Genomic DNA, 14,913 nt, shown 5'->3' with positions numbered 1-14,913 from the left:
GGCAGGCGCGTTATTGCCGAGCATGTTTTCGTAAAGAGCATGCGATGCTGCTCTAGACTTGCGAGCAACAGCGACGACGCGCGTGAAGGCTTTGGTCTAGTCCGCAGCGCATGAAAGCGCCGCTCGCGATCATCGCGGATTCGATGGCAATTCCCGCCGAACATGGACTGCGGAGGTCTAGGTGGTTACAATTATGGGTTGACTCGTCTGGGGGCAGACGGGCGTACGAACAAGGGGGTAGGCCGTCTGTCGACCATCACCGCGACTGATCTCACGTCCGCGCGTGACAGGGAATCCGGAAGCACTCGACGTTCACCTCATGTTGGTGGAGCGCGACGTCCTCATCGAGGGTCATTCGGTCAAGATCCACTGTCATTGCCTCACAGTGGATGGAAACGGCCGCGTCCAGCCGCACCGGCTGGCGGAGTTCATGCGGAACGCCGTAGTCGACTATGCGATACCGCGCTCGAAGCTCGCTGCAGCGAAAGCGCGCGACGCCAAGTACAATAGCACCGAGGCGGTCGCCGAACTCGTCGAGCGCGCCAAGCGGTCGTTCACCGATTTGGCGAAGACCGGAGAGGGCGGCGAGATGCTGCTGTTCTTATTGGCCGAGCGCTTCCTCAAGCTGCCTCAGATTCTGTGCAAGATGGATCTCAAGACAGACACGCGCCTACACTACCATGGAGCCGATGGGGTGTACGCTGGCGTGATGCCGGAAGGCATCCCGAAGCTCTACTGGGGTGAATCCAAAATCTACAAGGACGCGGGAGCCGCGATCCGCGACTGCCTCGCCTCACTCGCTCCCTTCCTCATTGAACCAGAACACGAGGAAACCGACGGGGAACGCGATCTGGTGCTCCTGAGCGACAAGGCCGACCTCAGTGATGCGACGCTCACCGACGCGCTGAAGAAGTATTTTGACAAGTCGTCGGTGATGTCCAAGCGGGTCCAATACTGCGGCGTGGCCCTGGTGGGCTTCGACGCGCCGTTCTATCCGAAAGATGACGTAAAGGCGATCGCGGAGGAGATCGTTGAGGCCTCACGCGCGGAACTGACCGTTTGGAGCAAAAGGATCGGCGAGCGGCTCAAGTCGGAGAAGCTCGACCAGATGGAAATCGAGCTGTTTTGCATCCCGCTGCCGTCGGCCGACGGCTTCCGCGCCGCATTTCTCAGAGCGATGGGGATTAAGACGGAATGAGCCTAGTCGGTCTCCAGTCGTGGCTTCTTCAGGAAGGAATTCGCGACGATCTCGATGCGATCATTCGACTCACCGTGCGCACCGAACTTGACAACCTAGTGCCCGAACCCGCCGCCCCCTCTGCCGTGGCGATCGATTGGCCAAGGCTGCTGCTCGCCGGCAGCATATTGGCGCGGTCCGATCAACGGATCGACCAGGAGGCCGCGCTCCGGATCGCAACTGCGGCGATCTCTCTGACGGACGATCAAGCACTCAAGGACGCGGGCGCTGTCCTGTTGGGCAAGCTCTCCAATTACCGGGCCATCACGCTAGCCAACGATCGCCACCTACTGACGGCCGGTCTCGACCGGACGGCTAGGTGTGGCGCTGCGCCTTGAATCCCAGCGTCGCGAGATGGACCGTTCCATCCTGGTGGAATCGAGCGGCGCTTGGCTGCAGGTGAACGATTTTCAGCAACGCTTCTGGCCAATGCGGGCGGAGGAAGTTGGCTCTCGGCGTCCGCCCCCACTGCCTCCGGGAAGACGTTTCTCGTCCTTCAGTGGTTGATCGACCAACTAAGCGCGGGTGACACCCGGGTCGCAGTCTACCTCGCCCCTACCCGCGTGTTAGTTTCGGAGATCGAGACCACTCTCCAAGGTCTTCTCGGCAAGACCAAGCGCATCGAGGTGTCGTCCCTTCCCCTCCGTGACAAGTACGAAGCGGCGCGCGCTGGAGGCGCGCAAGTAATTCTAGTCTCCACGCAGGAGCGGCTGCACCTTCTCGCCAACGTGCTCGGCGACGCGTTCTCAATTGACCTGCTTATCGTGGACGAGGCGCACAAAATCGAGGACAGCCAACGCGGCGTGATCTTGCAGGACGCCGTAGAGCGGGCTAGCCGTGCGAACTCGAAGCTGAAGGTCGTATTCATCAGCCCCGCGACACAGAACCCGGAGGCATTGCTAACGGACGCGCCCGACGGTGTGCAGACTGTCGCCGTCGACAGCGACGCTCCCACCGTTCTCCAGAACCTGATCGTCGCGAACCAAACCCCACGCAAGCCGAAGCTCTGGAACCTGACCGTCCGACAGCAGGGTTCGACACTTCCAGTCGGAACGCTCCAGCTCGCAAGCACGCCAGCGGGACTTAGGAAGCGCCTCGCCTTCATCGCCGCAGCGGCGGGCCAGAGAGGCGGAACGCTCGTCTACACGAACGGCGCCGGAGAGTCGGAGGATGTCGCCGATCTGGTTAGCCAGCTCCTGCCTCAGCCTGGCTCAATCGATCCGGAGCTTGCACAGCTCGCCGACCTCGCCCGGAAGGGCGTACGCCCCAACTTCCGCCTTGCACCGCTCGTTGAACGCGGGGTCGCGTTCCACTTCGGCAATATGCCATCGACGCGGCATCGTGGCGCTTCGAGAGACTGGCCGCCGAAATGGACCCGAGCCGCATGAATGTGGTGAGCAGATAGGCGCCCGAGTCCTTGAGGTTGGCCGAGATGATCCGCGGGAACATCGAGTACCACCGGTAGGACCTACAGCCTTCCGGTGCAGATCCGCAACACGATGGAGCTGGTCGAGCAAGTCGCGCGATTCAAGGCGCCGAAGTATCTGTCCGCCTACATGGATGTCCTGCACATAATCTCCGCCAGATCAACCGTGAGGACCTGATTGATCACGGCTTGGACATCGGCACACAACTTGAGTTTGGTATTTCGTCGAGGACCCTCCTCTCACTCATGGAACTCGGTCTCTCCCGCATGAGCGCGGTTGCCTTGTACGAGAAGACCGATCTCAGTAAGGAGGAATGCGTGGCGTGGGTCACCGAACGCGAAGGTCAGCTCGAAGCCATGGATTTCCCGGTCATCATCGTCCGCGAGCTACGCGAGCGGCTTCTGCCGCTCGACGACGTGGACAGCAATTCTACCGCTTGATTGGAATGGAGGTTTCACATGCCCGCGAAGCCGATCGACCTCGGCCCACTGCACTTCGCCAAAAGAGGTGACGCCGTTGCTTATTTGAATGACATGCTTCACCGGTACGACGTGGGCGATCGGGTTGGCGCCAATGACACAGTGATTCTACGAGCGGCACTGGAGCACCATCCCGATGCCGAGGCCAAGAAGGGATGCGGAATTACCCACTTTAACGTCCGAACTGCTGACTTCGGTACGAAATGCTTCTGGTTGAACCGTACTGACGGAACGACCGAAAAGTTTTCTCATAGGGCCTGTATCTACGGTACCTAGCTAAGCAATTCTAAGTTATTGATCTTTCTTGGTGTGGTGATCGTCCTCGTCCCGTTTTGTTCACGGTCGTTTCACCCAATTCGTTGCGATTTCATTGCTGCCTTTCGCAACGAGAACGGCGCTCGCTGAAACATCGAGCGTGCGTGTGGCAACGCAACGAGTAGGTTGCCGGCCGCTATTTCGCAGAGGGTCGACTTCCCGCGAGATCTCCAGGAGCGCCAGCAAGTACACTGATAGGGCGTTGCCGCTGCTCGACGGCATGAAGGCGCCCGAGAAAATTGTCGAAACGCGCCGCGGGAGATACTCAAGCCAATTTCGCCTAAACCGGAGACACCGGCGCCAGATCCAGACGAAGACGATATTGAGGATGATCTCGACGAAATCGATGAGGCGTCGCGGCAGGATCCGAAGTTGCCGCACTTTATTCACAATTCACACGGGGATGCAGATCCGCGGCCGCTCAAGGCATGGCTAATCAAACGGCTGATGCCAGCGGTGGGGCATGGCTTGCTGTCGGGTCAGTGGGGCGCCGGCAAAACATGGTGCACCATCTTGGTGCACGGTGAGCGAAGCAGATCGGGTTGGCGGGACGTTGGCCCATGCGCCGTTCTTCGTGGCGAGCTCCTTAATCCAGTCGGCGTCGTAGCCACGTCAGAAAGCTGCATCGATCCGCGCTTCAGACAAGATAGTCGCTTTCTGGCAAGCCGATTCTCGTGAGCCTCGTCGGGCGTCAGCGCCAGCCGGACCGGCAGGCCGTTGGCATCCACGAGTGCATGAATCTCACTGCGAGGAGGTGGAGGCGGCCGGCTTCGTACTGGACGCGGAAAGCACAATGCTCGCGAACAAGGACGATCCGCACTCGATGAAGGTGTTCGATCCCTCGATCAAGGGCGAGACCGATCGCTTCGCCTATCAGTTCGTGAAGCCATGACAGGTCCGGGATGTAGGATGGACGGAACTTCCTCTAATCGAGCGGCACATCAAGTTGGATTGTTGTGCCCTTTGGCTCGTTTGATGAGACCGCGATGCGTCCATTGAGTTGGGCAAGCAGGCTCTTGATCACCTTGAAGCCCAGGCTCGCTCGCGGCTGGTCCATATCGAAATCCGCCGGCAGTCCCACGCCCTGATCCGCTACCACGACATGCAAATCGGCTCCGCGCCCCGCGCCCGCCACCTGGATTTCGCCGGACTTGTCGGAGTAGGCGTGCTTCGCCGCGTTCGTGACAAGCTCATTGATCAGGAGGCCAAGCGGAATTGCCTTGTCCGCCGGAATCATCAGGTGGTCGAACTTACAGTCAATCTTGTAGGCGAGCGTTTCTTGCAGCTTCCTGCAAAGCTCGCCCGCGAAGTCCGCAATATCGACAAACCCGATCCTGGTGCTGCGCCACAGGTGGTCGTGAACCTGGGCGATCGTCGTGATGCGGGAAGCGGCGTCCTTGAGCGCGTTTTGAACTTCCTCGGACTGTGCGCTGCGGGACTGGACGCGGAGCAGGCCTACCACCGACGCCAGGCTGTTCTTGACACGGTGGCTCATCTCTCGAGTCAACATGGCTTGGTGCTCGAGGGCTTTTTGGAGCTCGGCGTCGGCATGCTGCCGCTCAATGGCGATGCCGAGCAGGCCCGCAAAGCCGGCAAGGAAATCAGCATCCGCGAGATCGAACTGACCCGAGTCAGCGCTGTCGACTTCCAGAACACCAAACGGTAGATGACCTTCGCCGCCCCGCGCGATGAGAACGTTGATGGCGCGCTTGATGCCGTGCTCCGACAGTAGTTTCGGCGTTCGAAAGCGGGTTTCTTCCTGCAGGTGGTTGGAAATGACGATTTGGCCGGTATGGAACGCGTAGCCGGCGGGAGACTCCAGATCGACGCCCAGGGATATCTGGCCGATCGTCTCCGGCGCCCATCCGACGCCTGCGCTCACCAGCAACCGTTTTTCCTCCGGCATGTACTCCAGGACCTTGGCAAAAGGTGTTTCGAGACCCTGGGCACAGAGCTGCGTCGCTCGTTGGAGTATCTGGCCGATGTCGCGGGTCTGCAGCGCGGTTCGGCCGAACTCGCCCAGCAAGGACTGTTGCCTCAACCGGTACGGAAGTTCCTGTCTGGTTGCCCCGGTCGATGCGACGGGAGACGTCACGGATTCTGTCCCCGTGAGGGTTGGCATGAACTCGTCCCTTCGAACCCTGGCTGGCCCGCCTTCGGCTTGTAGCATGATAAGTTACGCGCCTAACCTCTTTCCTAGCGTCTAGTGCTTGGCGCGGCCTTGCTGGAAAATACCCTAGTAGGATCTCAATTATGGAACTTACTGTTCCACCACGTCTTACCCTGCCGCGCGACTGCGACGAGGCAGCCAGGGGGAGATTGGCTTTGACCGATGCGGTTAAGATTCTGGTCGTCGAGGACGACCAGCTTATTCGGGCTATGGTCGAAGAAGCTCTTTCAGACGGCGGCTTTGCGTCCACCCTGACGGCGTCTGGCGAGGAAGCCATTACTCTTTTGCAGGCAGGACGACGAATCCAAATTCCGGGCGGTCGTGACCGACATCAACCTGCTGGGAAAGCTCGATGGATGGAAGGTCGGTCGCTCTGCCCGGGAGATCGATCCGACGATGCCCATCATCTACATGACCGGCACTCACGGGGAGGAATGGGCGTCCGAGGGCGTCCCAAACAGCCTACTGCTTGCAAAGCCCTTTGCCCCTGCTCAGATCGTAACCGCGATATCGCAGCTTCTTAACGCGGCCCCGCCGATCCCGCCCGCAGACTAGCGAGCCGGTCTCATGGGCGAGAAAGCTGAAGAACCAATCAAGCCTCGCTGGGCTAGTTCGACTAGGCTATCGAGGCCGAGCGGGCCGCATTGGAGGGCGCTCGTAAGCAACGCCCGTTGGGAGAAGCAGAAGCACAAGCTGAACTTCGCCGCGCGCCGGGCCCCAAAAAACATAGTTCACGCCGCCGCCGTTGCGCATCGCCATCAATGGCGCGGCGCAGGCCAACGTGCACCAGATCGAGTCCAAGGCGGCCTGAGCGAACGCGTATAACGGCCCGGCGTTTCAGGCACTACCCCCACTCGTCATCGAATGGGGGACGCCCGGCGGAAGGCCGCAGCGCCGCTTTTCTACGGCGCGCGCACAAACCACCTGAAGGGACGGCTCGAAATCCGTCTACCCGGCAGGTGCACGCTGCCGCTGAGCGGCATTAGAAGCCATCCCTTCCATTCGGCAGGAGGTGCGCGATCTCCGTCGCAAGTTGAGCTTGCGTGTAAGGTTTCGCGAGACGTGCGACGTCTACCACTTCGCTTCCTTCCAGTTCAGCGAACCCCGTCGCAAGCAAGATCGGAAGTCGAGGATATTGGCGGCGCACTTCTCGGGCCAATTCGATTCCTGTCATTCCTGGCATCGCGTGGTCGGTTATTAAAAGATCAGCAGCTAAGCCACTTTCAAGAAGCCGCAACGCCTCAATGGCGGAATGCGCTTCAATCACCTGATGTCCCAGGTCTTCCAGCAGATCGACAGTACTGCCGGCGATCAGAAGATCGTCGTCTACAAAAAGAATCTTCGCTGGCGCCGAGGCTTGGGTAACGATGTTCGGCGCGCGTCCGGAAGGCGGCGACGTTTCACTGGCAACGGGAAGCCAAAGTCTGGCGGTTGTCCCGCTTGAGGGGGTGCTTTCGAGCCGCAGGGCACCTCCGGATTGTTGCGCCAGGCCGAACACCATGGACAAACCCAAACCCGTGCCCTTGCCGACTCCCTTCGTTGAGAAGAAAGGTTCTACGGCCCGGGCCAGCGTTTGTGCGTCCATTCCTTCTCCAGTATCTCGCACCGAGAGCACCACGTATCGGCCTGGTTGGACACCAAGCTGATCGTCGATGTCGACAATTTGCTCGGACAGCCCGATCGTGAGGACGCCGCCAGTAATCATAGCGTCCCGGGCATTCACGGCGAGATTGAGCAGAGCCATTTCGAGCTGGTTCGGGTCGACGTCGACGACCGGCATATTGTCTTCGGCGTGAAGCTCGATCCGAACCATCGGACCCACCGAACGATCTATGAGGCCTATCATGTCTTCCACAAGACTTCGGACGTCTGTAGCTTGCGCCTTCAGTTCCTGCTTGCGCGCAAAAGCGAGTAGCCTTTGTGTTAGAGTGGCGCCACGGCGGGCGCCCTCCATGGCGCCATCCAGGAGCCTGTGAAGTCGAGCATCTTCACCTAGTTTTTTCGAAAGCAGGTCGAGGTTGCCGATGACAGCCATAAGCAGGTTATTGAAATCGTGCGCGACCCCGCCGACAAGTTGGCCCAACGCCTCGATTTTCTGTGCCTGCAGCAACGCTGCCTGGGCCCGCTCGCGACCCGCAATTTCTTCCCGGAGTTGACTGTTCGCCCGCTCAAGGTCAGCCGTTCTCTCCGCAACCAAACGCTCCAGTTCGGCAGAGGCGCCGCGCTGCGCCTCAAGGTACGCACGAGTTTGATACTGTCGTCTTCGAGCGCGCTCTGCGGAAAGTACCGTGGCCTGAAGCGTGATGGCCTAAAGGGGCGCTCGAGAAAGCCCACGTTACGCAGGCGAATGACCAACTCCCGCCTGAACGCGGCAAACTTGCCACCTTCATTGCGGTTGGTCAGTACGACAAAGGGTTGATCGGACCACGGTGGCTGACGGCCCACCCAGTCCTCCAGAACGCGGGCATTATTGCCGTAGAGCGCCTCCTCCGCCACAACCACGACTTCGATGACCCACTCGAGATTCTCTATCACTTCCTGAAGCGTGTTGCAGACCACGGGACGTAAGCCTGCCCTTTCGATCAACTTGGCAACAGTTGCCGCGTCCCGTCCAATGGGCATCAGGACCAAAACCACGCCTTTTGGCGTTTCAGGCCGGACCATCGGTGTCCCGAGGCATCAAAGGTGCCTCCTCCCCCTTGTACACCGGCGTACCGCCGAAAATGCCACTGAAACCCTTTAGCGGGGGTCCGACGGTGATGCCTTGGTGGCTCAGTTTGAATTCTCGGATCGTATGTTCGTGATTGCCGCTTCGCTTTTTCACGACGGACAGTGCGCGCCGCACGCTGCCATCAAACTCGAAATAACGCAGCATCAGCACGCCATCGGCGAGATAACTAATGTCCAGCGGCGTATCCATCGGTCCGACGAGGCCATGCTGAGCCAGCACGAGGATGGTCAGGGCGCCGCGATGACTGAGATAGCTCAGCAGCTCGTGCATCTGAAGAATCAAAAAGCGCTCATCCGGCATCGCATTGAGATAGCCATTGAGGCTGTCGATTATCACTACCCGCGCGTCAGCACGTTCTACGCTGCTCCGCACCGCGTCGGCAAACTCGCCTGGCGCCATTTCAGCAGGGTCGATTTGCTGAAAATCGATCAAGCCTTTATCGAGCCCGTCTTGAAGTGGAAGTCCCAACGTCTTCGCTCGCGCACTCACAGTGCCGCGTCCTTCGTCGAAGGCAAAAATCACGGAGCGTTCGTTTCGGGCTGCGGCTGCGATCGCATAGGTAAGCGCCAGCGATGATTTTCCAACGCCCGCTGCACCGATGAGGAGCACATTCGTTCCGCGCTCAAGGCCACCGCCCAGAAGAGTGTCCAGTTCCGGATTGCCGCTCAAGACGACGTCGCTGTCGAATTCCTTATGATGTTCTGCTGCGACAAGTCGGGGGTAAACCATGAGACCACCATGCCGGATGGTGAAGTCGTGAAATCCCCCCTTGAATTCGATACCACGCATCTTCACGACACGAAGGCGTCGCCGCTGCGCGCCGTAATCGATTGCCAACTGTTCAAGAAGCACAACGCCATGGGCGATCGAATGCAATTGCAGATCGTTCTGCTGTGATGAAAGGTCATCAAGCAAAACCACAGTGGACTTGCGACCTGAAAAGAAGTGTTTCAACGCGAGGATCTGACGGCGGTATCTAAGGGGGCTTTGTGCCAGCAGGCGAAGCTCCGACAGGCTATCGAGTACAATTCGCGCCGGCGCCAGTGCCTCGACCCGGTCAAAGATCATCTGCGTGGTTTCGCTAAGCTCCATCTCGGCCGGATGCAGCACCGTGAGTTCCTGGCTCGGATCCAGCGTGGTCTCAGGCGGGATCAATTCAAAGATTGTAATGCCGTTGAGCGACCACCCATGACGCTTTGCGACCAGACGCAATTCTTGCTCAGTCTCCGATAGCGTGATGTAGAGGGTCGGTTCGCCGACGCGAACTCCTTCCAGCAAAAATTCCAGAGCGAGGGTTGTCTTGCCTGAACCGGGTTGGCCTTCAAACAGATACATTCTCTCGGGATCAAAGCCGCCTCCGAGAATGTCATCTAGACCAAAATTTCCGGTGGAAATCCTCGGGAGCTCACAGCCGTCGAGCAACCGCTTTTCCTCATCCATATCAACCCCCGTTTCGCCGCAGGCGGAGCCGCCTTTGATTTATGGAAACTTCTGCTCCCGGGCAGGGTTCCCCGGCCAAGCCGGAGCCTCGACGGCGATACTCACCACTTGCGATCCTGTGGTCTTAAGCATTGCTCGGCCGGCCACGGCGACAGGGGCACAATGCCACGGTGTACGGAACAATCCCGCATCCAAATACGTTGAACCTGTTTGGGAGCGCTCCACGCGTTGAAAACACTGCAAACAAAGCTCGACGGGGTCGCCGACGCGCGGCCGCTTCAACTGCTCATCGACTCCATCGTGGACTACGCCATCTACATGATCGATGTAGATGGCACCGTGCGCAGTTGGAACTCCGGTGCCGAGCGATTGAAGGGCTACTCAGCGGACGAGATCATCGGCAAGTCCTTCTCATTGTTTTATCCGCCCGAGGATCGCGCGAAAGAGCTTCCCCAAACAGCGTTGAAAATTGCGGCAGAGACCGGCCGGTTCAGTTCCGAAGGGTGGCGCGTCCGCAAAGACGGGACCCGCTTTTGGGCGTTAGTCGTCGTGGATGCGATCCGCGACGAGCAAGGTCAGGTGATCGGCTTTGCAAAGGTCACGCGCGACATCACAGAACGTCAGCAGGCCCACAACGATCTGCTGGAGAGCGAGCGACGATACCGTCGATTGATCGAGGCTGTTGTCGATTATGCGATTTTTCAGCTGGATCCTGCCGGCAATATAACCACCTGGAATCCGGGTGCACAGCGCATCAAAGGCTACGATCCGGATGAAATTATCGGTCAGCACTTCAGTCGCTTCTACACGCCTGAAGATATTCAAACTGGCGTACCGAAACGGGCGCTCGCCGAAGCGGCCAAATTGGGACGCTTCGAGGCTGAAGGTTGGCGAGTGCGAAAGGACAGCAGTCGCTTTTGGGCGTCAGTTGTCATCGATCGCATCACCGACGAGGCCGGCGAATTGGTTGGGTTTGCAAAAGTAACGCGTGACGTAACCGAGCGAAAGCAGGCCCAGGACGAACTCCAGCGCACTCAGCAGCAGTTAGCCGCCTCTCAGAAGCTCGAAGCGGTAGGCCAGCTCAGCGGCGGGATCGCGCACGACTTCAATAATCTCCTGATGATCGTGCTTGGCAACCTTGAGACCGCGGAGCGGAACAGCCGCGGCCTGACTAACAGCACGAATCTTCAGCGGGCACTCGCCAATGCCAAGCGGGGCGCGCAGCGTGCCGCAGCACTGACTAGCCGCCTGCTCGCATTCTCCCGTCGGCAAGCGCTGGATCCGCAGCCTATCAATCTGAATATTTTTCTGAATGGATTGCAGGAGTTTCTGCAACGTACCCTCGGTGAACGCATCGAAGTTCAAACCGTCGGAAGTGCGGGTCTCTGGTCGATCGAGGCTGATACCAACCACCTCGAGTCTGCCATTATCAATCTCGGTATCAACGCACGCGACGCGATGCCGGATGGCGGCAAACTCACGGTCGAGGCTATGAACGTATTAGCTGACGAGGACTATTGCCGAGTGAATCCTGAGCTCTCCCCGGGCCATTATGTCATCGTTTGCGTAACAGACACTGGGACCGGGATGACCGCGGACGTCCTCAATCATGCTTTCGAGCCTTTTTTTACCACGAAAGAGCTCGGGCAAGGGACAGGCCTCGGACTTAGCCAAGTCTATGGTTTCGTAAAGCAGTCGGGTGGGCACGTGAAGATCTACAGCGAAGTCGGCCAAGGTACCAGCATCAGAATGTATTTCCCCCGCTACCATGGAGATGCTCGACCCGCCGAGGGTAATGCAGACGAGTTTCGCCCGGAAGGTGAGAAACTGGAGACGATACTCGTCGTCGAAGATGATACGGACCTGCGTGCATATGTTTCTGAGCTTCTGCGAGATTTAAATTATCGCGTGGTTGTGGCATCCAGCGCCCAGGCTGCCTTGACCATCCTTCTGCAGGAAGAGCCGAAGGTTGATCTTGTGCTGACGGATGTCGTCATGCCGGGAATCAATGGACGGGAGATGGGCCGGCGCGCACAGCAGATCCGCCCAGGCATCAAGATCCTGTACATGACAGGTTACTCGCGAAATGCCGTGGTCCACCAAGGGCGCCTTGATGAGGGCGTCGAGCTATTAGAGAAGCCGATCTCTCAGGCAAAACTCGCTTTTCGTGTGCGCGAAATGTTAGACCGGCTTGACCAATACTGAATTGAATTCGCGCCAGCGCAGGCCGTGATCCGGTACACAGGTCAATTCTATTCGCTCTTCTTGTTGGCCAAAGTGCTCCGCGTCGAGAATCTGACGGCGAACTACATGCTTATCGGCGCCACTATCATCACCGTGCCTCTGTATGTCGTGTTCGTCAGTCTTTCGGACAAGATCGGCCGCCGCAAGGCGTATGTCGCTGTGGCCCGAGTATGCGTGGCCGCACCCCAACTTTTTCGGCGCCCGCGGTCGACCTCAGTCGAAATGCGGAGGCGTACAAAATCGCGCCAATGACGGAGAGAGTGTCAGTCAATCCCAAATGAAAGATAAAGCATTTTTAAGTTTCTTGGGCGCCAAAACCCGCCATTCGAGCTACGGCCGAACACAACTGTCTGCGGCATGCTCGAGCATTTCTCTAAGACAGAGGCCGTTAGAATGACCTATGAAAAGAACGAGGGCCGATGGCCCTCGCAGTCTGGGAGAACAGACAAAAGCAGTATCCGGCAGCCGTCATGACATGGTCGGCATGACGAATTCGGCACCGGCCCGTATTCCGGTTGGCCAGCGGCTTGTCACTGTCTTCATTCGCGTGTTGAAGCGGACGCCTTCCGGTCCATGCATGTGATGATCGCCGAAGATCGACGCTTTCCATCCACCGAAGGAGTGGAAGGCCATCGGCACCGGAATCGGAACGTTGATGCCGACCATGCCGACCTTGATCTGGTGAGCAAATTCACGAGCAGCATCGCCGTCACGTGTGAAGATCGATGTCCCGTTGCCGAACTCGTGCTCATTGATCAGCCGCGCGGCCGTCGCATAATCCGGTGCTCGCACGACCGAGAGCACTGGCCCGAAGATCTCCTCCTTGTAGATCTTCATGCTCGGCTTGACGTGATCGAACAAAGTCCCGCCCAGGAAGAAGCCGTCTTCGTAGCCCTGCATTTTGAATTTGCGTCCGTCGACGAGCAACTTCGCGCCGTCCGCAACGCCCGCATCGATGTAGCTTGGGACCTTGTCCAGATGCTGCTTCGTGACGATAGGACCCATCTCGGCCTCGGGATCGGTACCCGGCCCGACCTTCAGGCCTCGAACCTTCGGCTCCAAGGCTGAGATCAGCTTGTCCGCGGTCCCCTCGCCGACCGGTACGGCAACAGAAATCGCCATGCAGCGTTCGCCGGCGGAGCCGTAAGCGGCACCCATCAGTGCATCAACCGCCTGATCCATGTCGGCATCGGGCATCACGATCATGTGGTTCTTGGCGCCGCCGAGAGCCTGACAGCGTTTTCCGGTATTCGCGGCGGTCGAATAGATGTACTGCGCAATGGGCGTGGACCCTACGAAGCTGACCGCCGAGACGTTCGGATGATGCAGTAGCGCGTCGACGGCTTCCTTATCACCCTGCACCACGTTGAAGACGCCATCCGGCAGGCCGGCTTCCTTCAGCCATTCCGCCATGATTAGCGAAGCGGATGGATCACGTTCCGACGGCTTCAGGATGAAGGTGTTTCCGCAGGGGGCTCCGCTTGAACTGTTCGAGCAGCCTCGTACGGGCTTTGTGGCCGGCTTCCTCGGGTCTCCGTCGATCAACCTCGTCCCGGCGACCCTCAAGACAAGCGGCGGCTGCGCCGCAGTTGTGTTTCAGTCCGGCGGTGCGCTGACGCTTCCGAATGCAAGAGCCAAATTGCGGACAGGTGCGGATGGCCAAGAAGTTCTGGTGGGCATTCGACCCCAGCACTTCAGCCGGGCTGGCGGCGGACCTCCGCGCGACGGGGTGGTCTCCTATTCGGCCGTCGTCGACCTCATTCAGCCGACGGGGACCCGTACATTCACCACCATCAAGATCGGCGGCGTCGATGCGGTCGCGGAGTTGCAGGCTCATGACGTCAGCAGCCATGGCGAGCGGATCAACCTCGCCATCGACCTCAATCGCGTGGTGCTGATCGATCCGGCCAGCGGCCTGGTCATCTCGTAACGAGCGCCGGCAATCTGGAGAACGGGAGGAAAAAATGGCGTCGAGACTGTTTGCCACCGGAATTGGAGCTCCGGAGGGGCCGGTGTGCCTGCCCGATGGATCGATGTATGTGACCGAAATGTCCGCGTCGACCCTTTGCATCACACGGCTTGACTCTCGCGGCAATCGCAGGGTGATCCGGACGACTGGCGGGCGTCCGAACGGGTTGACGACTGATGGCCACGGCCGGATCTGGATCGCGGAAGCAGGCCTCCGGGCGCTGATCTGCATCGACGACGGCGGAAACGAGATCCGGCGCATGCAGGGCGAAGGTACGGACCGCTTTCTATTTCCGAACGATCTTTGCTTCGGCCCGAACGGACTGCTCTACCTGACCGACTCCGGCATGGCGGCCGAAGATTTCATCAACGGCCAGGCCTTCGTCGACGGCTATATGGACCTTGATTGGGACGGCCGTGTGTATGAGATCGATCCGGCGGCCATGAAGGTGCTACGCGTGCTCGATCGGAAGATCCGCTTCACCAACGGCATTGCTTTCGGCTCCGACAATCACCTCTATGCCAACGCGTCCTTCACCGGCGAGATCTACCGATATGACGTGCTCGGCGAAGCCTCGCCTAGACGCGAGGTCTTCGGCAACGTCCTGCAACCGAATGCCAATCCCGATTTCAAAGGTCCGGACGGGATGGCCTTCGGCACGGATGGCCGCCTCTATTGCACGGTCTACAACCAGAAGAACGTCAGGGTGCTGGACCGACGGGGTGAAGTCGTCGACCGGCTGATCCTGGATGGGCCGCAGCCGACGAATTGTGCCTTCACGCTCGAGGGCAAGAAGCTACGCGTGACTGAAGTCGGCAAGGGGCAAGTCGAAGAGATCGATATGCCCTGCGAGGGCCTGCCGCTGCATCTGCCGAAGTTCGCCTGACGAGGTGCCTCGCGG

11 protein-coding genes and 3 pseudogenes are annotated in these 14,913 nt (G+C 59.2%); 9 read left to right on the top strand and 5 right to left on the bottom strand.

All coding sequences use genetic code 11. The annotated features are described in order from the left end of the window. The first annotated feature begins 319 nt into the window (after positions 1-319). From AB7008_RS10920 to AB7008_RS10900, 5 genes are all read left to right on the top strand, one after another. Positions 320-1,198 carry a HamA C-terminal domain-containing protein gene (locus AB7008_RS10920; protein WP_244429201.1) on the top strand — a complete coding sequence of 293 codons (879 nt, stop codon included), beginning with the start codon at positions 320-322 and terminating at the stop codon, positions 1,196-1,198. Then, positions 1,195-1,575, top strand: coding sequence for a hypothetical protein (locus AB7008_RS10915; protein ID WP_011084976.1), 381 nt, complete (start codon positions 1,195-1,197; stop codon positions 1,573-1,575). The genes AB7008_RS10920 and AB7008_RS10915 overlap by 4 nt, the downstream gene beginning before the upstream one ends. Positions 1,576-1,626: 51 nt before the next feature. After that, a complete protein-coding gene (locus tag AB7008_RS10910; RefSeq protein ID WP_014497703.1) occupies positions 1,627-2,625 on the top strand; it encodes a DEAD/DEAH box helicase in 999 nt (332 codons plus the stop codon). A 227-nt stretch (positions 2,626-2,852) separates the two neighbouring features. Continuing rightward, positions 2,853-3,104, top strand: a complete 252-nt coding sequence (locus AB7008_RS10905; RefSeq protein WP_232208686.1) for a hypothetical protein — start codon at positions 2,853-2,855, stop codon at positions 3,102-3,104. 18 nt (positions 3,105-3,122) lie between these two features. Further along, a complete protein-coding gene (locus tag AB7008_RS10900) occupies positions 3,123-3,419 on the top strand; it encodes a DCL family protein (RefSeq protein WP_011084973.1) in 297 nt (98 codons plus the stop codon). Between the two features lie 582 nt (positions 3,420-4,001). On the opposite strand, the pseudogene AB7008_RS10895 reads toward AB7008_RS10900, so the two are convergent. Beyond that, a pseudogene (locus AB7008_RS10895) lies at positions 4,002-4,204 on the bottom strand (transposase); the annotation flags it as partial. Between the two features lie 179 nt (positions 4,205-4,383). After that, positions 4,384-5,580 (bottom strand): sensor histidine kinase, encoded by a 1,197-nt coding sequence (locus AB7008_RS10890; protein ID WP_014497705.1) that lies wholly within the window; start codon positions 5,578-5,580, stop codon positions 4,384-4,386. A 369-nt stretch (positions 5,581-5,949) separates the two neighbouring features. Here AB7008_RS10890 and AB7008_RS10885 point away from each other — a divergent pair, with 369 nt between their 5' ends. Continuing rightward, a complete protein-coding gene (locus AB7008_RS10885) occupies positions 5,950-6,183 on the top strand; it encodes a hypothetical protein (RefSeq protein ID WP_014497706.1) in 234 nt (77 codons plus the stop codon). Between the two features lie 427 nt (positions 6,184-6,610). Here the strand turns inward: AB7008_RS10885 and AB7008_RS10880 are convergent. After that, a pseudogene (locus AB7008_RS10880) lies at positions 6,611-8,292 on the bottom strand (ATP-binding protein). After that, positions 8,279-9,799, bottom strand: a complete 1,521-nt coding sequence (locus AB7008_RS10875) for an ATPase domain-containing protein (protein ID WP_018646982.1) — start codon at positions 9,797-9,799, stop codon at positions 8,279-8,281. Before AB7008_RS10875 ends, AB7008_RS10880 begins: the two are co-directional and overlap by 14 nt. A 210-nt stretch (positions 9,800-10,009) precedes the next feature. Between AB7008_RS10875 and AB7008_RS10870 the strand changes: the two genes are divergently transcribed. Beyond that, positions 10,010-12,004, top strand: coding sequence for a hybrid sensor histidine kinase/response regulator (locus AB7008_RS10870; protein WP_038937192.1), 1,995 nt, complete (start codon positions 10,010-10,012; stop codon positions 12,002-12,004). A 507-nt stretch (positions 12,005-12,511) separates the two neighbouring features. Here AB7008_RS10870 and mmsA read toward each other — a convergent pair. Then, a pseudogene (mmsA, locus tag AB7008_RS10865) lies at positions 12,512-13,513 on the bottom strand (CoA-acylating methylmalonate-semialdehyde dehydrogenase); the annotation flags it as partial. Here mmsA and AB7008_RS10860 point away from each other — a divergent pair. Beyond that, positions 13,455-13,973, top strand: coding sequence for a hypothetical protein (locus AB7008_RS10860; RefSeq protein WP_011084963.1), 519 nt, complete (start codon positions 13,455-13,457; stop codon positions 13,971-13,973). The pseudogene mmsA and the gene AB7008_RS10860 overlap by 59 nt on opposite strands. Positions 13,974-14,007: 34 nt before the next feature. Beyond that, positions 14,008-14,898, top strand: a complete 891-nt coding sequence (locus AB7008_RS10855) for an SMP-30/gluconolactonase/LRE family protein (RefSeq protein ID WP_011084962.1) — start codon at positions 14,008-14,010, stop codon at positions 14,896-14,898. The last annotated feature ends 15 nt before the right edge of the window (positions 14,899-14,913 follow it).

The organism is Bradyrhizobium sp. 521_C7_N1_3 (genome assembly GCF_052075975.1).
GTDB classification, from domain to species: Bacteria; Pseudomonadota; Alphaproteobacteria; order Rhizobiales; family Xanthobacteraceae; genus Bradyrhizobium; species Bradyrhizobium japonicum.
Note: the sequence above shows the minus strand (reverse complement) of the source record. Positions and strands in the feature narration are given on the sequence as shown.